This is a genomic window from Lutibacter sp., assembly GCF_041596795.1.
Taxonomy (GTDB): Bacteria; Bacteroidota; Bacteroidia; order Flavobacteriales; family Flavobacteriaceae; genus Lutibacter.
On record NZ_JBFHHX010000012.1, the window covers coordinates 1 to 20,455 of the forward strand.

The window sequence follows — 20,455 nt, forward strand, 5'->3', positions numbered from 1 at the left end:
TGTTTGTGGATCAGCATCAGCTTTAATAGAATCTTTAGAAGGAAGACGCGGAGAACCGCCAGTTAGAACTTGGTCTGCAACAAAACACGGCTTTAAACACAAACCAACCGTTGTTAATAATGTTGAATCACTAGCGTACGCTTCAAGAATTATTGAATTTGGTGAAGATTATTTTTTAACCATTGGAACCTCAGAATCTCCAGGAACAAAATTAATAAGTATCTCTGGTGATGTTGCCAAACCCGGAATTTACGAAATAGAATATGGAACTTCCATAAGAGATTTAATAAGTATAGATATGTGCCAAGCAACTTCTCCATACTTAATTCAAGTTAGCGGTCCATCAGGCCAATGCTTAAATAATACTGAATTTGACAGGCGCATTTGTAAAGAAGATATTTTATGCGGAGGATCATTTATGGTTTTTAATAGAAATAGAGATATTCTTCAAATTTTAAGAAACTTTATGGAGTTTTTTAAAGAAGAATCTTGTGGCGTTTGCACTCCTTGTAGAGCTGGAAATTATATTTTAACCGAAAAAGTAAAGAAAATACAACGCGGACTTTGTGGTGAAGAAGATTTAAATGAAATAAAACATTGGGGGCAAATTATAAAATTATCAAGCAGATGTGGCTTAGGGAAATCTTCTCCAAATACTTTAATGATGGCTACAGAAAAGTTTAAAGATTATTTTAATATAAAAATAGCTCCCAATAACGAAAATAAGCATGTTGAATTTGATATGGAAAACGCCATATATGAATTTGACAGTTTAATAAAAGACACTCAATTTTAGTTTAAACAAAATAAAAATGGAAAAAATATCTTTTAAATTAGACGGTAGAAATTGTACAGCAGAAAAAGGCCAAAATTTAATTGAAGCTGCTAAACAAAATGGAATTTTTATACCAACTTTATGTCATTTTAAACATTTAAATCCATTAGGAAGTTGTAGGGTTTGTACAGTAAATTTAAATGGTAAGCCAATAGCAGGTTGTACAGTTACCTTAGAAGAAGGTATGGATATTGAAGTAAACACTACTCAATTATTAGATACAAGAAAAGCCATTTTAGAAATGATGTTTGTTGAAGGAAACCATTTTTGTCCATCTTGTGAAAAAAGCGGAGATTGTCAAATGCAAAATTTAGGTTATGAAACAGGTATTAGATATACACGTTTTCCACATTTATTTGTTGATAGAATAGTAGATGCCAGACCAGAACGAATTGTTATCAACCAAAATCGTTGTATTAGATGCAAACGCTGCATAGAAGAAGTTAAAACTAACGATGGTTATAGCGTTTTTAGTTTCACCAACAGAGGTAACCAAACCCTTGTTTCTATAGATTACGAGCAAGAATCTAAACTTTCAGAAACACAAGCAGAACTTGCCATGCAAATTTGCCCAACAGGCGCTATTTTAGTAAAAGGAAAAACATTTAGTAAACCTTTTGGCGATCGTAAATTTGATTTAGGCAAAGCTGGGCAAACATTTAATTTAAATGCCATAAAAAAACATACAACAACCAATAAGAAAAAAAGAATAGCCACAACATCACTTGCTGGTTGCTTTGGTTGCCATATGTCTATGCTAGATATTGATTTAGGTTTGTTAGATTTATTAGAAGTTGTAGAATTTAACAAATCTCCTTTAACAGATATTAAAAACTTTACTGAACACTGTGATATTGGCTTAATTGAAGGAGGTTGTTGTAATACAAATAATATTGAAGTGTTAAGAGAATTCCGTAAACATTGCGATATTTTAGTATCAGTTGGAGAATGTGCTATTTGGGGTGGTTTACCTGCAATTAGAAACACAGTTCCTTTAGAAGAATGCCTAAGAGAATCTTATTTAGATTCTATGACAAGCGAAGAAGGAGCCTCCATAATTCCTAACCATGAAGACATTCCTAAAATATTAAACAAAGTTTATTCCAACCATGAAGTTGTAAAAATAGATTACCACATTCCGGGGTGTCCTCCTAATGCAAATCATATTTGGAGTGTTGTAAAACATATTCTTTTTGAAGAGGAATATTCTATTGCATATCCTGAATTTAAATATGACTAAACCTTAAAACATCAGAAAAATGAATAGCAAAAAAATAGTTATAGAACCTGTAACCAGAGTAGAAGGCCACGGAAAAGTAACCATTAAAATAAATGAACAAGGTAAAGTTGAAGATGCTTTTTTACACATTGTAGAATTTAGAGGTTTCGAAAAATTTATTCAAGGTCACCCTTATTGGGAAGCTCCGGTTTTAGTACAACGTTTATGTGGAATTTGTCCTGTTAGCCATCATATTGCTGCAGCAAAAGCCATAGATCAATTAGTAGGGGTTGATCCCGAAAATTTATCGCCAACAGCAACCAAATTGCGAAAATTATTACATTACGGACAAGTTTTCCAATCGCATTCACTACACTTTTTTTATTTAGCATCACCCGATATTTTATTTGGAATAAACGCTCCAGCTGAAAAAAGAAATATTGTTGCCGTTGCTGCTGAAAATCAAGAATTAGCAAAAAAAGGAATTTTAATGCGAAAGTTTGGGCAAGAAATAATTAAAGCCTTGGCTGGTAAAAAAATTCACGGAATTTTAGCAGTTCCAGGTGGTGTTCATAAAACATTTACCAAAGAAGAACGTCAATATTTTTTAGATGGAATTCAAATTCCTACTATTGATACAATGATTGAATGGTCGAAAGAAATAATCAACTTTATGAAAAATTATCATGCAGAAAATGCAAAATGGATTGATAATTTTGCTGAATATCCATCAAACCATTTAGGATTAGTACATCAAGAAACTGGCGCTTTAGAATTGTATGATGGTAGATTACGTTCTGTAGATTTTGAAGGAAAAGAACTATTAAATATTGAAGATATTGAATATCGTTACCATTTTAAAGAAGCTGTTGAACCTTGGTCCTACTTAAAATTTCCATATATGACTAAATACGGAAGAGAAAAAGGTTGGAACAGAGTTGGTCCACTAGCTCGATTAAATACATGTTCACATATTAGCACTCCTTTAGCTGAAATTGAACGACAAATTTTTAAAGCATACACACAAAATAAACCTAATAATATGACTATGCATACGCATTGGGCACGTTTAATAGAAATGTTGCATTGTGCAGAACTTATAAAAATTTTATTGCATGATGATGAGTTATTAGGAACTGATTTAGTGCGAAAAGGAACACCTAGAAATAAAGGAATTGGAATTATTGAAGCACCAAGAGGAACTTTAATTCATGAATATCATACAGATGATAAAGGATTAATTACTAAATGTAATTTAATAGTATCTACAACACATAATAATGATGCTATGAACCGAGGTGTTAGAGTGGTTGCTCAAGAGATTTTAAATGATAAACCTGAAATTACAGAACCAATGTTAAATCAAATTGAAATGGCCATTAGAGCTTACGATCCTTGTTTAAGTTGCGCCACACACGCATTGGGAGAAATGCCTTTAATTGTTCAGCTAGAAGACACTAATGGAAATTTATTAGATGAAAAAATTAGATAAAACACTAATTATTGGAATAGGAAATAACACACGCCAAGACGATGGTCTTGGCTGGTGTTTTTTAGATAAACTAGCAAAAGATGGATACAACGATGAAAATTTACTGTACAAATACCAATTAATGGTAGAAGATGCCGAGTTAATTGGTGAGTATGAAACCGTAATTTTTGTAGATGCAAACAAAACCAATCATGCCAATGGATTTTTAATAGAGCGTATTTATCCTTCAGAAAAAGTTGCCTTTTCTACACATGCTGTTCCTCCAAATCAAATATTAAATTTGTGCGAAACAATTTATCAAAAAAAACCAAAAGCTTTTGTTATAAAAATAGATGGCTATCAATGGGATTTTGAAATTGGTTTATCTAAAAAAGCTTCAGAAAACTTATTAAGCGCTTATTATAGTTTTATTAAAAATTTATCTACCAAAAAGTATCATTCTTAATAAAATATTTTAATTTTATATACGCTTTACACCTATACATTTAATGTTAGTTTAAACTCTAAATACTACTTTTAGAAACTATTACATGCAAAAAGAATTTACACCCAAATTATTTTCTTTAATTAAAGAAGGAATTAATAAAGAAACAATTACTAAAGACATTTTGTCTGGAATTATAGTTGGTATAGTTGCATTACCTTTAGCTATTGCCTTTGCTATTGCTTCTGGTGTTTCTCCAGAAAAAGGAATTATAACCGCTATAATTGCAGGAATAATTATAGCTACTTTTGGAGGAAGTAGAGTTCAAATTGGTGGTCCAACAGGTGCTTTTATTGTTATTGTTTATGGTATTGTTCAAGAATTTGGCATTAACGGATTAACAATTGCCACCTTTATGGCTGGTTTTATAATTATTGCCATGGGAGTTTTACGCTTAGGAAACTACTTAAAATTTATTCCTTATTCGCTAGTAGTTGGTTTTACCAGTGGAATTGCATTAATTATTTTCTCATCACAAATCAATGATTTTTTAGGGTTACATATAGCAAATCTTCCTGCAAATTTTATTGAAAAATGGATTGTTTATTTTAATAGTTTTAATAAATTAAATTGGTACGCTGTTTTAATTGCAACATGTACAATTTTAATAGCAATTTACTTTCAAAAACTTTTTAAAAAAATTCCAGGTTCAATTGTTGCCATAGTTATTGCAACTATAGCTGTTAAATATTTTAATTTACCTGTAGATACTATTGAAAGTAACTTTGGTGAAATTCCTAATACATTTAGTTTACCATCATTACCTCTAGTAGATTTTTCCACAATTCAAGCCTTAATACAACCTGCATTTGCAATTGCTATTTTAGGAAGCATAGAATCGTTACTATCTGCTGTTGTTTCAGACTCTATGATTGGCGGAAAACACCGATCAAATATGGAATTAATTGCCCAAGGATCCGCTAATGTTATTTCTGCTTTATTTGGTGGTATTCCTGCAACTGGAGCTATTGCAAGAACCGCTACAAATGTTAAAAACGGCGGAAGAACTCCTTTAGCTGGCATAATTCACGGATTTGTTTTACTTGCTATTATGCTATTATTTGCTCCATATGCAAAATTAATTCCAATGGCTTGTTTGGCTGGAATTTTAGTAGTAGTTGCTTATCATATGAGTGAATGGCGACAATTTAAATCTATTTTAAAAGGAAACCGAAGTGATATTATAATTTTACTTACCACTTTCTTTTTAACCGTTATTTTCGATTTAATAATTGCTATTGAAATTGGAATTGTTTTGGCTAGTTTTATGTTTATGAAACGAATGAGTGAATCTGTACATGTTAAAAACATAACTTCTGAACTAAAAGAAAAAGAAAACTTATTTGATGAAGAACTCTCCAAACTACCGAGTGAAATTATTCTGTTTGAAATAAATGGTCCGCTATTTTTTGGAGCTGCACGTCAATTTCAAGAAACAATTACAAATCATAAAAAAGATTGCAAAATAATTATTTTAAGAATGCGCTATGTTCCAATGATTGATGCCACAGGCTTTCAAAGTTTAAAGGAAATTATTAAAATATTTAATTCTGAAGGAATTTTAATCATACTTTCAGGTATTAGCCCAGACCTAAGAAAAAGTTTAAGAAAAAACGATATGTATAGTTGTATTGACAGAAAATATATTGTTAGCGATATAAACGTTGCTATTTCAAAAGCCAAAAACTATTTAAGTAATTTAATTTAACATTTTTTATTACATAACTAAAACTCGAACCATTGTAAATTATTAGATAAAAATGACTGTTATACCTTGAGAAAGCTGATAATAAGTTGCTAAATATTTAAAGTTAAAAATATAGCCTAGGTAACTAATTTTAACTAACAACATATAAAATTTATAATTACATTTAAATTATAATTTCAAATTTAAAATTGCGAACCTAAAATAGTGGATTGCAAAAAAATAACAATAGTATTTACAACCGCTAAAATGAATAAAATATGAAAAGAACTACCTTAATTATATTGTTATTTTTAATAACTTCAATTGAATGTTTTAGTCAACAGAATGGCGATTATGGAATTAGAAATACGGCAATAAGAAGTGGAATAGGATTAGGAAGTGTATTGGCTGTTGTTGTATCGTGGGAAAGAAACAAATCTGTTTTACTTGCTTTTTTACATGGTATATTTAGTTGGTTTTATGTCATTTATTTTGTGATTACCCGAAAATCAACAGAAAGAAAGTAAAATCTTTTTTTTTAATATTCCTATAAAATTTTATTTGCTTTTAAACCAAAAAAAGGATCAACCTAATTTGTAAAATTGTTAAGGTAGATTTTTGAAATTTCATCATTATCGCCATCAACAATCAAATAACCTAATTTGGTACTCATCAAAAAATCTCCTATTTTACAGTAGAACACCTTAATACAACAAAGCAATGAATAATAACCACACCCATAAAGAAACTATAAAGTATAACCTTAAAGAGTTTAAATGTACTTTGGCATTTACCCTACATTTAATTGGTGATAAATATAAAAGTCTTATTTTGTTTCATCTTAAAGATGGCGCCCAAAGATCAGGTGAATTGCAAAAAAGTATTTCTGATATCTCAAACAGAATGTTTACATATTCTATTAGAGCATTAGAAAAAGACAAACTTATAAAGCGAATTGTATATCCTGAAACACCACCAAGAGTAGAATATGAATTAACAAAAGAAGGAAAATCACTTATCCCCATTATCCTTGAATTAGATAAATGGGGAAAAGATTTTGCTCTGGAGCATTATTTATATGCTCCTGCTGAATAATTAAGTTCGTAAGAGTGAGAATATATCTCAAAAACAGTTCCAAAAGGATCTTCAACATAACACATACGGAATGGTTTTTCTCCTGGATAATATTCTCTTATTGGCATTCTTTGCTTACCTCCTGCTGCAACAATTTTCTCAACAAGTCCTTCCACATCTGGGTCTTGTACCGAAAAATGAAACAATCCTGTTCTAAAAGGTTCAAAAGTTGGTTTTAAATCTTTACTTACTGGAAATTCAAATAACTCAAAGCCTATTTTATCTCCTGTTGCTAAATGTGCAATTTTAAATGTTTTCCATCCTTCACCAAAAACATCAATACACATTTTACCAATGGCAGTTTCATTCTCTTCTTTAATAACCGTTGGTTCCATAATTACATAAAACCCCATTACTTCGGTATAAAACTTTACCGCTTCTTCAATGTTTGGAACCGTGATTCCGATATGAGAAAAAGTCTTTGGATATGGTTTTACAATTTCATTTAAATTAGGTTCAGTACTATTCTTTTGTGAATAACCTAAAGTTGTAAGCATAAAAGCTAAAACAACTAAAACATACATTTTGTTCATATTCTTTATTTTAAATTTAATGCAAATAAAAAACTTAAATAAATATAAAACAATAAGTTACGTGAACGATACCTTGTTACACAAATGTGTATTATTAAGATTTCTAAGGCTTTAGAAAACGAAAAAAAAATATTTTTTTTTGAATTTCATCTATTCATTGATACTAAACACTTTAAAATACGTTGGTAAAAAATTAGATAAACTTTTTATAGCTTACTAATTAAGAAATAGTATTTTTACCTGAAATGAAAAAGTAAAAAAATGAATATAACCATTGAAAACATACTACTAGTTGGCTCTCTCTTACTTTTTATAAGCGTAATAGCAGGTAAAACGTCGTATAAATTTGGTGTTCCTACATTAATATTATTTTTAGCAATTGGAATGTTGGCTGGATCGGATGGTATTGGAGGAATCCATTTTGATGATCCTAAAATTGCACAACTTATTGGAATTATATCACTTAACTTTATATTATTTTCAGGTGGACTTGATACCAATTGGAATTCTATAAAACCTGTTTTAAAAGAAGGACTTGTGTTATCTACTTTAGGTGTTTTACTAACAGCTCTTTCACTTGGAACGTTTGTATATTACATTACCGATTTTACTATTTACGAAAGTATGCTTTTAGGTTCTATTGTTTCTTCTACAGACGCAGCAGCCGTATTTTCTATTTTACGTTCAAAAAGCCTTGCTCTTAAAACAAATTTAAGACCAACATTAGAATTAGAGAGCGGAAGTAACGATCCAATGGCGTACGTACTAACTATTGCTTTTTTAACCTTAGTAATAAACCAAGACAAAAGTATTTATTCTATTATTCCACTATTTTTCCAACAAATGATTTTAGGCGGAATTGCAGGTTTTGGATTTGGGGTTCTTAGTAAATTTATAATTAACAAAATAAAATTAGACTTTGAAGGCTTGTATCCTGTATTATCTATTGCCTTAATGTTTATCACATTCTCTGCAACAGATTTTATTGGTGGAAATGGCTTTTTAGCAATCTATATTTGTGCTGTATACCTTGGAAATCAAGATTTAATTCACAAAAAAACTATTTTAAAAATGTTTGATGGGTTGGCTTGGTTAATGCAAATTGTACTTTTCCTTACTTTAGGGTTGCTTGTTTTTCCGTCTCAAATAGTTCCATATATAGGTGTTGGATTGTTAATTTCATTATTTTTAATTTTGGTTGCACGCCCAGTAAGTGTATTGCTTAGTTTGCTGTTTTTTAAAATGAAACTAAGAAGGCGTCTTTATATTTCTTGGGTAGGATTACGCGGAGCGGTACCAATTGTATTTGCTACTTATCCCCTTTTGGCAGGAATTGATAAAGCTAATATGATTTTTAATATTGTATTTTTTATATCGGTTACTTCTATTTTAATTCAAGGAACAACATTATCAATTTTTGCAAAATTATTAAAAGTAGCGCTTCCAGAAAAAGTGAAAAAGGTTACTGAAATAGACAAATTCCTGTTAGATATGCCAAAATCTTCTTTACAAGAATTTGATATTTTACCTAACTTCTTTTCTGTTAATAAACGAATAGTTGATCTAAATTTTCCAAAATCAGCATTTATTGTAATGATAAAACGCAATAACGAATATATTCGTCCTGGTGGTACTACAGAAATTAAAGTAAATGATACTTTAATGGTGCTTGCAGATAGCAGTGAAGACTATGCAAAAGTAAATGAATGTTTGTACAAACCAATAAATGTTGTTTAAAAAAGTACAGCATAAAAAGTTAAAAAAATCACCTAAAAAAATGCTTAAACCAACTATGTTTTAAGTATTTTTTTTTTGCAATCTAAATTTTCTCCTTTTTTAAGTAATACATTTCCTATAAAACCTTAAATTTAATTAATAAAAAACGGATAAATTACTAGGTAGTGTAATAAAATTTATTATTATGTACTAAACAATATAATTAATATGTTACAAACAATAATTTTTCATCCAAATAACAAACCAAATTCATCAGAAAAGATGGAAATTGTTGAATTTCTTTTCAGCAATCTTGAACAATACGGAGACCCAAAAAACCAAATAGAAAAAGCCATAGACTATTCGTTAAAAAATTTCACCTCTTTTGGTGGTTTTACCATAGTAATAAAAAATGAAGATAACATAATAAAAGGAGCTGCTGTTATAAACCAAACTGGAATGGGCGGTTATATTCCCGAAAATATTTTGGTATATATTGCCGTAAACAAAAAATTTAGAGGCGAAGGTTTAGGAAAAAAATTAATGACCAAAATAATAGAACATTCTAAAGGAGATATTGCGTTGCACGTAGAAGCCAACAATCCGGCTAAAATTCTTTATGAAAAACTAGGATTTACAAATCCGTATTTAGAAATGAGATTGAAAAAATAAAAATGGCTAAACTAATAATACAAACAGAAAAAATAAAAAACAATATTAAGTATTTAAGCAACTATTTTGATAAACATAATATTCATTGGAGTTTAATTACAAAAGTTTTTTCTGGAGATAAAGATTTTCTAAAGAACATTTTAACAGATGATATTATAGACAAAATTAGCTCAGTTGGTGATTCGCGTTTAACAAGCTTAAAAAACTTAAAAGAAGTGAATCCACAAATGAAAACCATTTACATTAAACCTCCAGCTAAAATTTATGCAGATGAAGTTATAAAATATGCCGATATTTCTTTAAACACTTCTTTAAGTACCATACTTTCATTAAATGAAGCTGCAAAAAAAGTAGGTAAAACACACCAAATAATTATTATGATTGAATTGGGTGAATTGCGCGAAGGTGTAAAACGCGATGATATTATGAGCTTTTATGAAAAGGTATTTAAATTATCTAATATTGAAGTTATTGGTATTGGCTCAAATTTAGGTTGTATGTACGGCGTGGAACCTAGTTACGATAAGCTATTGCAACTATCGCTTTACAAACAATTAATTTCAGCCAAATTCAATAAAAATTTAAAATATATTTCAGGCGGAACATCTATTACTCTTCCTCTAATTGAGCAACAAATGATTCCAGAAGATATCAATCATTTTAGAATTGGAGAAGCCGCATTTTTTGGAGTAAGTCCTTTAGATAACAAACCGTTTAAAGAACTTTTTACAGATACTTTTGAATTTTCAGCAAATATTATAGAGTTAGAAGAAAAAAAAATTGTACCCGAAGGAATTATTAGTGATGCTAACATTGGCCACACAATAGATTTTAATGAAGAAGACAGCAAAGAAACATCTGTTAAAGCAATTTTAGACTTTGGAATGCTGGATGTTGATAAAGAAAATATTGAAGCCATTGATAAAGATCTATCTTTTGTAGGAATTACCTCTGATATGCTAGTAGTAGATATTGGAATGAATAAAACAAAAGATGGAAAGAAAAAATACAGCATTGGAGATGAAATAATTTTTAAACCAAACTATATGGCGGTAGCTCGACTGCTAAATTCTAAATTTATAGATAAACAATTTAAATAAAAAAAACAATTAGCACTACATATTTTATACTGTTGATAATTAATACTTTAGTAACTTTATAATTATAATTAGAAAATTATTTCTGATGAAAAAAATTGCATTTATTTTAATACTTGTTGGTTTTTTCAGTACTCAAAGTTGTAAAAATAACGACTGTGAAGATATATTGTGCTTTACACCTCCAAACGCATTCCTTTTTGAATTAGTTGATAAAACATCCAAAGAAAATTTATTTACAAACGGAACATATAACAAAACCGAAATTCAACTAATAAATACTGCTGATAATTCTTTAATAGAATATACTTTTATTGATGAAAATAATTACAATATTATTCAGCTAAATTCAATAGGATGGAAAACAGAAACAATTGAGTATGTACTTAAAATTAACGATGATGAAATTTTTAAATTATATGTAGACGCCTCAAGATTATATGAAAACTGTTGTTCCTTTACAAAATTTAACCAAATTAGAATTGAAAATGCAGAATATCAACACAATAATCAATCTGACATCTATCAAATTTTAATTGATTAATAAATCTAAGATTCTTTTTTTCTTCTATTTTTAATATCAGAAAGTTGTAAACCTTTTTCTTTCATAAATTTATCGTTCTTCGGACTACCAATAATTTGCGAAGAATAAACACCTGTATGTCCAGAAAACAAATAAGCTGTACTACAAGCCAAAGCAATAAAAACACCTGCTTCAATACCAAATAATTCAATTCCCATTATAGTACATGCTATTGGTGTATTAGTAGCGCCAGCAAAAACTGCAACAAAACCCATTCCTGCTAATAAACCCATTGGCAACGGAATAAACCAAATTAGTATATTTCCTAAAGCGGCACCAATATAAAATAACGGAGTTACTTCACCACCTTTAAACCCAGCTCCCAAAGTAAACGATGTAAATAATAACTTTAAAATAAAATCATACGAATTTAAATTCTCCGTAAAAGCAGCTACAATGGTTGGAATTCCAAGTCCTATATATTTTGTAGTGCCCATAAAATAAATAATTACAGCTAATATTACACCTCCAATTACTGGTCTTAAAGGCGGATATTTAATTTTTTTATTAAATAAATTACTCCAAAAATGAGTTGTTTTAGAAAATAGCATAGCAACAAGTCCAAAAATAACTCCAGCTAAAAGTGCATACAAAAGGTTAATTGGATTCATTTCAGGAACAATATCAATATGATAATGTGTATGAGAAACATTCCAAAATTCGCAAAAATAATTGGCAAAAACAGCAGCCATAAAACTAGGAATAATAGCATCTAACCTAATTCTACCTAAAATTAATACTTCTAATGCAAAAATTCCGCCAGCTAATGGTGTTCCAAAAACCGAAGCAAAACCTGCACTAATACCACAAATTAAAATAATTTGTCGATCTCTTTTTGATAGATTTAAAATTTTTGTAAATCTATCTGCAATGGCACCACCAATTTGTACTGCTGTTCCTTCTCGTCCTGCAGAACCACCAAAAAAATGTGTTAAAATAGTTCCAAATAATACCAAAGGAGCCATTCTAAACGGAATTATTTTTTTAGGCGAATGAAATTCTTCAAGCAATAAATTATTTCCTTTTACAACACTATTTCCATAATAATGGTACGATAAACCAATTATAAAACCACCAAGTGGCAATAATGCAATAATCCATAAATGTGATTCTCTCCAATTTGTAACCCAATCTAAACTTAATAGAAAAAAAGCAGAAACACTTCCAGTAATAATCCCTAAAAGCAAACAAATAAAAATCCATTTAAAAAGATACAAAAAGGTTGGAACCTGTTCTATTGATAAAATAAAGTCTTTAATTTTTTTAATACTCATAAAGTTGTAAACCTAATATTTTACAAAAGCAACCATCATTAAAATAAGATTATTGCCAAATTTTCTTCAAATTTAACTTAAAATCATTAATAAAAATTCTTTTTACGCCAATTACCAATTAATAACTAACTTTGTTCTTAAATATACTTTATAATTATGAATGATTTTAACGTTCCCAGCGAAAAAATATACGAACCTAGCACTAGCAGATATAACAAAATGAAGTATAACCGAACTGGAAAAAGTGGTTTATTATTACCCGCAATTTCATTAGGTTTATGGCATAATTTTGGCTTTACAGACAATTTTGAAAATTCTAGAAACATTTTAAAATGTGCTTTTGATAATGGTATTACACATTTTGATTTGGCTAATAATTACGGACCACCATACGGTGCTGCCGAAAATACCTTTGGAACAATTTTTAACCGAGATTTTAAACCTTTTAGAGACGAGTTAATCATCTCATCAAAAGCAGGTTACGATATGTGGCCAGGACCTTATGGAAACTTAGGTTCTCGCAAATATTTAATTGCCAGTTTAGATCAAAGTTTAAAAAGAATGGGATTGGAATATGTAGATATTTTTTATCATCACCGTCCAGATCCAGATACACCTTTAGAAGAAACAATGATGGCTTTAGATCATATTGTGCGACAAGGAAAAGCTTTGTATGTTGGTATTTCAAATTATCAAGCAGAAGAAGCTGCTGAAGCTATCAAAATTTTAAAACAATTAGGAACACCTTGCTTAATTCATCAACCAAGATATAATATGATGGATCGTTGGGTTGAAGATGGTTTATTAGATGTTTTAGGTAATGAAGGTGTTGGAGCCATTGCCTATTCTCCTTTAAAACAAGGAATACTTACTAGTAAATATTTAAATGGTTTTCCAGAAGATTCAAGAGCTGTAAAAGATGGACGCTATTTACAAACTTCGCAATTAAACGAAGCTACACTTAATAAAGTTCGTAAATTAAATGAAATTGCAGTTACAAGAGATCAAACACTAGCACAAATGGCTATTGCTTGGTTATTAAAAGATACTAGAATTACTTCTATTTTAGTTGGAGCAAGCAGACCAGAACAACTATTAGATAGTTTAAAAGCTTTAGATAATTTACAATTTAACTCGGAAACTTTAACTAATATTGAAGCTATTTTAAAATTGTAGCTTTTACTTAAAAACTTAATTCTTCTTCAAAAAAAAAGTAGTCATATTTTTTGCTAATTTTGATAAGAATCGAAAAAATAAAATAAATTAATATTTATATTAAATAAAATAAAAAATTTACTTCCTAAATGAAAAAAATTGAAAATATTGAACTTGCTTTTTTAACTCAAGATGATTATCAAGAACTAAAAAAAGCAATGATCGAATCCTATACAACAATGCCTAACTCTTATTGGAGAGAGCATCAAATAGACGCTTTAATAAGCAGATTCCCTGAAGGACAAGTAGTTATAAAAGTAAACAATCAAATTGCAGGTTGTGCTTTGTCTATTATTGTTGATTATAGCAAAATAAGCAAACATCACACTTATCAAGAAATTACTGGAGATTTTACATTTAATACGCATACTGATGCTGGAGACATGTTATACGGTATAGATGTGTTTATAAAACCCGAATATAGAGGATTACGTTTAGGCAGAAGATTATATGATTACCGTAAAGATTTATGTGAAAAATTAAATTTAAAAGGTGTTGCTTTTGGTGGTAGAATTCCAAATTATCATAAATATGCTGAATCTTTAACACCAAAAGAATATATAGATAAAGTAAGAAAGAAAGAAATTCACGATCCTGTATTTAACTTTCAAATTTCTAACGACTTCCACCCTGCTCGTATTTTAAAAAGTTATTTAGAAGGCGATGAAGCTTCTAATGATTATGCTGTCTTATTAGAATGGGATAATATTTATTACGAAGAAGAATCTAAAGAAGCCGCCACACAAAAGAAAATTATTCGTTTAGGATTAATTCAGTGGCAAATGCGTTCTTATAAAAATTTAGAAGAATTATTGCAACAGGCAGAATTTTTTATTGATTCTGTATCAGGTTATCGTTCAGATTTTGCCTTATTCCCAGAGTTTTTCAACGCTCCGTTAATGGCAGAAAACAACCATTTAACAGAACCAGAAGCCATTAGAGAATTAGCAAAACATACAGAGCCTATTGTACAAACTTTTTCAAAATTTGCTATTTCATACAACATAAATATTATTACTGGAAGTATGCCAGAATTTATTGATGGCAAATTATACAATGCTGGTTATTTATGTAAAAGAGATGGAACAATTGAACGTTATATAAAATTACACATTACGCCAAATGAAGCTAAAGTTTGGGGTATGGAAGGCGGAAGTGAAATTAGAACTTTTGATACCGACTGTGGTAAAATTGGTATTTTAATTTGTTATGATGTAGAGTTTCCAGAATTAGGACGTTTACTAGCCGAAGAAGGAATGGATATTTTATTTGTACCTTTTCTAACAGATACACAAAACGGATATTCGCGTGTTAGAAACTGTGCACAAGCAAGGGCCATAGAAAATGAATGTTACGTTGCCATTGCTGGTAGTGTTGGAAACTTGCCAAAAGTACATAATATGGATATTCAATATGCGCAATCTATGGTATTTACACCTTGTGATTTTGCGTTCCCAACAAACGGAATTAAAGCTGAAGCTACTCCAAATTCTGAAATGATTTTAATTGCCGATGTAGATATTGATTTATTGCGTGAATTAAATAAACAAGGTAGCGTACGAAATTTACACGATAGAAGAACTGACTTGTATAGTTTAAAAATGAGACCTTAATAAATGCCAAAAAAGAAATCATTAAATAGAAAAAAACTGAATCCATTAACTCCTGTTTTTACAGGAGTTAAACATTCAGATAATTTAAATATTCAATTGTTTAAATACAATAAAGATGAATATTTAGAAGATGTTAATTTTTCTGAAAATGATTTCAAAGAATTTTCTGATACTAATTTCCAACATTGGTTAAATACGCACGGAATTCATGATGTTGAAAAAATAACAAACCTTTGTAAAAAATTAAACATACACGATTTAGTAATTCAAGACATTTTAGATGTAAACCAACGTCCAAAATTTCAAGAATTTGATAATTATTGGTTTTTCTCCACAAAATCAATTTTACCATCAAAAACGCGCGATATTGAAGACGAACAACTTAGTTTTATAATTGGTGCTAATTTTCTAATCTCTTTTCAAGAAAAAAAAGGTGATTATTTTGAACATATCCGTTACCGTTTAAGAGAAAATATTGGCATTGTTAGAGAACGAGGTGCCGATTATTTATTATATCTTTTATTAGAATCTCTTTTAGATAATTACTTTAAAACTTTAGAAAGAATTGATGCTGAAGTTGAAAAATTTGAAATTATAGATATTAATAGTGATCCATCGCCCGAAATTTTAAATACCATAGAAAGTTATAAACGTCAAATTAATTTTATAAAAAAAACTATTATTCCTATTAAAGAAATAGTTTCAAAAGTAGAACGAGAACAATTTCATTTAATTCAAAAAAAACATATAAAATACTATTTTGAACTAAAAGATTTAAGTTTAACATTATTGGATATTTGCGACCAAATACTATCCAGACTTGAGAGTAGCATTAACCTATTTTTCTCCGTACAAGGCCACCGTATGAATATGGTAATGAAAACATTAACTGTAATTTCATCTATATTTATTCCACTTACATTTATTGCCGGAGTTTACGGAATGAACTTTGTAAATATTCCTGAACTAAATTTACAATGGGGCTATTTTGCTGTTTGGGGAGTTATGGTAATTATTTTTGTTTTAATGCTGTTTTACTTTAAAAAGAAAAAGTGGTATTAAAAATTAAAAATGCCTTCAGCCCTATTCCACCATCGTTTAATTATTCTTAATTCTTAATTTTTACTAATTATTAATGACTATTGGCATTTCCCAAAAATAAAGTATTTTTGCATTCATGATTCAAAACATTCAGCTTAGAGTTTCTATTAAAGAAGAAAAAATAGATGGTATTTTAGTACAAAAATGTGCTGAGCAATTGAGTATTTCTAAAAATGAAATTACTGCTGTAAAAGTACTTAGAAAATCTATTGATGCCCGTAAAGCATTAATATTCTTTAATTATAAAGTTGCTGTATATATTCAAGAAAAACCATCAGAAACTCCTGATTATATTTTTGATTATAAAGATGTTTCTAACGCAAAAGAAATTCATATTATTGGATTTGGACCAGCAGGAATGTACGCTGCATTGCGCTGTATTGAACTAGGTTTTAAGCCAATTGTACTAGAAAGAGGTAAAAATGTGCGCGACAGAAGAAGAGATTTACGTGCAATCAACCAATTTCATATTGTTAATGAAGACTCTAATTATTGCTTTGGAGAAGGTGGTGCTGGAACCTATTCGGATGGAAAACTATATACACGTAGCTTAAAACGCGGCGATGTTCGTAAAATTTTCGAAAACTTAGTATATCACGGAGCAACTGATCAAATTTTAGTAGATGCACATCCACATATTGGCACAAATAAATTACCAAAAGTTGTAAAAAATATTAGAGAAACCATTTTAAAATATGGTGGCGAAATTCATTTTGAAAGCAGAGTTACCGACTTTATTATTAAACAAAACAAATTAGTTGGTTTAAAGCTTTTAAACGATAAAGAACTAAGTGTAAATGCTGTTATTTTAGCAACAGGACATTCCGCGCGCGATATTTATTATTTATTACACAAAAAAGAAATTTCATTAGTAGCAAAATCTTTTGCTATGGGTGTTCGTGTAGAGCATCCTCAACAAATTATAGATTCTATTCAATATCATTGCAAAGGAAAAAGAGATGAATTATTACCTGCAGCATCGTATAGTTTGGTACAACAAGTAAATGAAAGAGGTGTGTATTCATTTTGTATGTGCCCTGGAGGATTTATTGTTCCGGCAGCAACGGCAAATGGAGAAGTTGTAGTAAACGGAATGTCGCCTTCAAAAAGAAATAATTTATTTGCAAACTCCGGAATGGTGGTAGAAATTAATGTTGATAAAGATATTGCCAGCTACGAAAAATTTGGAGTTTTAAAAGGATTAGAATTTCAAAAAGATTTAGAAAAAATGGCTTTTGAAGCTGGTGGAAGAACACAAACTGCACCAGGACAACGTTTAACAGATTTTGTTGAAGGTAAATTATCTAAAAGTTTAAATCCTACCTCCTATCAACCAGGAATAAATTCTGCACCATTACACAACTTACTTCCAAATTTAATAGGAGACAGATTACGAGCTGGTTTTAAGGCTTTCGGAAAAAAAATGCACGGTTATTATACCAATGAAGCAAATGTGATTGGTGTAGAATCTAGAACATCATCACCCGTAAAAATTCCAAGAACCGAACAATTACAACATCCACAAATTGAAGGATTATATCCTTGTGGCGAAGGTGGTGGTTATGCTGGTGGAATTATTTCTGCAGCAATGGATGGAGAACGTTGCGCCGAAGCTGCCGTTAAAAATTTATAACTTCTCTTATAGCACCAATTAAAAGTCCTGATTATTAATAATTTAGGATTAATAACACATATTCAAACAATTAGGCTATCTTTGCCGCCAATTAAAAACAGTTCATGACATTTCAAGATTTAGAATTAATAGAGCCAATACAAAAAGCTCTTAAATTAAAAGGATATACACATCCAACCCCAATACAACAACAAGCAATTCCAATATTATTAAATAAACAAGATTTACTTGGCTGCGCGCAAACCGGAACAGGAAAAACTGCTGCATTTGCACTACCTATTTTACAGCAAGTTTTTTTAAATAAACAACAACATAACAAATACAGAAAAATAAAAGCCCTAGTAATTACGCCAACGCGTGAGTTAGCTATTCAAATTGGTGAAAATTTTACAGAATACGGAAAATATACAGGTTTAAAAAATACTGTAATTTTTGGTGGTGTAAAACAAGCAGCTCAAACGCAAGAATTAAAAAGAGGCGTAGATATTTTAGTTGCAACACCAGGAAGATTATTAGATTTAATGAATCAAGGGTTTATTTCATTAAGAGATATTGAATATTTTGTGTTAGATGAAGCCGATCATATGCTAGATATGGGTTTTATACACGATATTAAAAAAATTGTAAAAAAGTTACCAATTCAAAGACAATCGTTATTCTTTTCTGCAACAATGCCACCTGAAATTATTGAATTATCGAGAGCAATTGTTGGGAATCCTCAAAAAATTACCATTAAGCCAGAACAAGCAACAGCAGAAAAAGTTGAGCAAGCCTTGTTTTTTGTTGAAAAACCTAATAAAGCAAAATTATTATTGCATTTACTAGAAAATAACGAACCGCAATCTACTTTAGTATTTTCTAGAACCAAACACGGAGCTGATAAAATTGTGAAGTTTTTAGCAAAATCATCTATAAAAGCAGAAGCAATTCACGGAAATAAATCACAAAACGCGCGTCAGAAAGCATTAGGGAATTTTAAAAATAGTGACACTTATGTTTTGGTTGCTACAGATATTGCTGCCAGAGGTATTGATGTTGATGATTTAGCTTTGGTTGTAAATTACGACTTGCCAAATATTCCTGAAACCTATGTGCATAGAATTGGTAGAACTGGAAGAGCAAAAGCCAGTGGAATTGCCTTATCCTTTTGTTCTACTGATGAAAGACCTTTTTTAAAAGATATTCAAAAATTAATTGGACAAACTATTGAAATTGTAGATCATCCGTTTAAAGAAGATGGTAGTGCAGAGAATGCTTCAGAAAAAACTGTAAATACGCCACATAAACCTTCAAAAAATGCTCGAAAAAAATCGGTAAGAAGAAAGAATAATAATTACAACCGAAAACCAAAAAATAATCAACAACAGTAATTTATAATTGATTTTTAGTTAATTTTAGCGTTTGTTACATTCAATAATTTAAACAAATTAATAAAAAATGAAAATACTTGCAATTGGGAAGAATTACGTAAACGATAAAAGTGAAATTTCTTCTAATAAAACTGGAAAACAAATTATTTTTTCGAAACCTGAAACTAGTTTAGTTACCAACAATAAAGATGTTGAATATCCATCTTTTACAGAAAACTTAATTTACGAAGCAGAATTAGTGCTTAAAATTGGTAAAAAGGGAAAAAATATTAGCGAAGCTGATGCAGTTAGTTATATTTCAGAAATTGCGATTGGAATTGACTATACAGCAAAAGATGTTTTTGATGCTTCTAGAGAAGGAAAAGGTCCTTGGGATTTAGGAAAAGGTTTTGATGGTGCTGCACCATTATCATCATTTAAACCAATCTCAAATTTTGCTGATGTTACCAATATTAATTTCGATTTAAAAATTAATGGTAAACAATTACAAGTTGGAAACACAAGTTTAATGATTTATAATTTTAGTGAAATTATTGCTTTTGTTTCAAAATATATGACACTAGAGCCTGGTGATTTAATTTTTACTGGAACTCCTGCGCACGGAACTGGTCCAATATTTAAAGGTGATCAATTACAAGCTTCTATTGAAGGTGAGTTACTTTTAGATTTTAAAATGGTGTAAATACCATTCTATAAATTATTAAAGAGATAGTTTAAAACTTAATTTTCGTCAACCTGAACTTGTTTCAGGTTCTTTTAATGAGATTCTGAATCAAGTTCAGAATGACGGTTTAGAG

At 29.7% G+C, this 20,455-nt stretch carries 19 protein-coding genes; 17 read left to right on the plus strand and 2 right to left on the minus strand.

Annotated features, from left to right (window positions below):
* The 7 genes from ABY298_RS02760 to ABY298_RS02790 form a co-directional block, all read left to right on the plus strand.
* Positions 1-796: NADH-ubiquinone oxidoreductase-F iron-sulfur binding region domain-containing protein (locus ABY298_RS02760; protein ID WP_372744468.1), on the plus strand; the 796-nt coding region annotated here is incomplete at its 5' end.
* 16 nt (positions 797-812) lie between these two features.
* Complete coding sequence (locus ABY298_RS02765) at positions 813-2,075, plus strand: 2Fe-2S iron-sulfur cluster-binding protein (RefSeq protein ID WP_372744469.1); 1,263 nt, start codon at positions 813-815, stop codon at positions 2,073-2,075.
* A gap of 19 nt (positions 2,076-2,094) precedes the next feature.
* A complete protein-coding gene (locus ABY298_RS02770) occupies positions 2,095-3,546 on the plus strand; it encodes a Ni/Fe hydrogenase subunit alpha (protein ID WP_372744471.1) in 1,452 nt (483 codons plus the stop codon).
* A complete protein-coding gene (locus ABY298_RS02775) occupies positions 3,530-3,991 on the plus strand; it encodes a hydrogenase maturation protease (protein ID WP_372744473.1) in 462 nt (153 codons plus the stop codon). Before ABY298_RS02770 ends, ABY298_RS02775 begins: the two co-directional genes overlap by 17 nt.
* Positions 3,992-4,076: 85 nt before the next feature.
* Entirely contained in the window at positions 4,077-5,738 is a 1,662-nt protein-coding gene (locus ABY298_RS02780) for a SulP family inorganic anion transporter (protein ID WP_372744475.1), read from the plus strand.
* Positions 5,739-5,995: 257 nt separating this feature from the next.
* A complete protein-coding gene (locus ABY298_RS02785) occupies positions 5,996-6,244 on the plus strand; it encodes a hypothetical protein (RefSeq protein ID WP_372744476.1) in 249 nt (82 codons plus the stop codon).
* 193 nt (positions 6,245-6,437) lie between these two features.
* The gene (locus ABY298_RS02790) at positions 6,438-6,812 is read left to right on the plus strand and encodes a winged helix-turn-helix transcriptional regulator (protein WP_372744477.1); all 375 of its coding nucleotides are present in this window, start codon (positions 6,438-6,440) and stop codon (positions 6,810-6,812) included.
* On the opposite strand, the gene ABY298_RS02795 is transcribed toward ABY298_RS02790, so the two are convergent.
* Positions 6,788-7,384 (minus strand): lactoylglutathione lyase family protein, encoded by a 597-nt coding sequence (locus ABY298_RS02795; RefSeq protein WP_372744478.1) that lies wholly within the window; start codon positions 7,382-7,384, stop codon positions 6,788-6,790. The two genes, ABY298_RS02790 and ABY298_RS02795, sit on opposite strands and share 25 nt — an antisense overlap.
* A 261-nt stretch (positions 7,385-7,645) precedes the next feature.
* Between ABY298_RS02795 and ABY298_RS02800 the strand changes: the two genes are divergently transcribed.
* The 4 genes from ABY298_RS02800 to ABY298_RS02815 all read left to right on the plus strand — a co-directional run bounded on the left by ABY298_RS02800 (position 7,646) and on the right by ABY298_RS02815 (position 11,413).
* Positions 7,646-9,121: a potassium/proton antiporter gene (locus tag ABY298_RS02800; RefSeq protein WP_372744479.1), complete on the plus strand. Its 1,476-nt coding sequence runs from the start codon at positions 7,646-7,648 to the stop codon at positions 9,119-9,121.
* A 207-nt stretch (positions 9,122-9,328) separates the two neighbouring features.
* Positions 9,329-9,772 (plus strand): GNAT family N-acetyltransferase, encoded by a 444-nt coding sequence (locus tag ABY298_RS02805; RefSeq protein WP_372744480.1) that lies wholly within the window; start codon positions 9,329-9,331, stop codon positions 9,770-9,772.
* Between the two features lie 2 nt (positions 9,773-9,774).
* The gene (locus ABY298_RS02810; RefSeq protein WP_372744481.1) at positions 9,775-10,872 is read left to right on the plus strand and encodes an alanine racemase; all 1,098 of its coding nucleotides are present in this window, start codon (positions 9,775-9,777) and stop codon (positions 10,870-10,872) included.
* Positions 10,873-10,957: 85 nt separating this feature from the next.
* Positions 10,958-11,413, plus strand: coding sequence for a hypothetical protein (locus ABY298_RS02815; protein WP_372744482.1), 456 nt, complete (start codon positions 10,958-10,960; stop codon positions 11,411-11,413).
* 5 nt (positions 11,414-11,418) lie between these two features.
* Here ABY298_RS02815 and ABY298_RS02820 read toward each other — a convergent pair whose 3' ends face one another.
* Positions 11,419-12,726, minus strand: coding sequence for a voltage-gated chloride channel family protein (locus tag ABY298_RS02820; RefSeq protein WP_372744483.1), 1,308 nt, complete (start codon positions 12,724-12,726; stop codon positions 11,419-11,421).
* Positions 12,727-12,882: 156 nt separating this feature from the next.
* On the opposite strand from ABY298_RS02820, the gene mgrA reads away from it, so the two are divergent.
* From mgrA to ABY298_RS02850, 6 genes are all read left to right on the plus strand, one after another.
* A complete protein-coding gene (gene mgrA, locus ABY298_RS02825) occupies positions 12,883-13,902 on the plus strand; it encodes an L-glyceraldehyde 3-phosphate reductase (RefSeq protein ID WP_372744484.1) in 1,020 nt (339 codons plus the stop codon).
* 128 nt (positions 13,903-14,030) lie between these two features.
* Positions 14,031-15,554, plus strand: coding sequence for a GNAT family N-acetyltransferase (locus ABY298_RS02830; RefSeq protein ID WP_372744485.1), 1,524 nt, complete (start codon positions 14,031-14,033; stop codon positions 15,552-15,554).
* Positions 15,555-15,557: 3 nt separating this feature from the next.
* A complete protein-coding gene (gene corA, locus ABY298_RS02835) occupies positions 15,558-16,616 on the plus strand; it encodes a magnesium/cobalt transporter CorA (protein WP_372744486.1) in 1,059 nt (352 codons plus the stop codon).
* 115 nt (positions 16,617-16,731) lie between these two features.
* Positions 16,732-18,288, plus strand: a complete 1,557-nt coding sequence (locus tag ABY298_RS02840; RefSeq protein WP_372744487.1) for an NAD(P)/FAD-dependent oxidoreductase — start codon at positions 16,732-16,734, stop codon at positions 18,286-18,288.
* 104 nt (positions 18,289-18,392) lie between these two features.
* Positions 18,393-19,658, plus strand: a complete 1,266-nt coding sequence (locus ABY298_RS02845) for a DEAD/DEAH box helicase (protein WP_372744488.1) — start codon at positions 18,393-18,395, stop codon at positions 19,656-19,658.
* A gap of 67 nt (positions 19,659-19,725) precedes the next feature.
* The gene (locus tag ABY298_RS02850) at positions 19,726-20,340 is read left to right on the plus strand and encodes a fumarylacetoacetate hydrolase family protein (protein ID WP_372744489.1); all 615 of its coding nucleotides are present in this window, start codon (positions 19,726-19,728) and stop codon (positions 20,338-20,340) included.
* Positions 20,341-20,455: the final 115 nt, after the last annotated feature.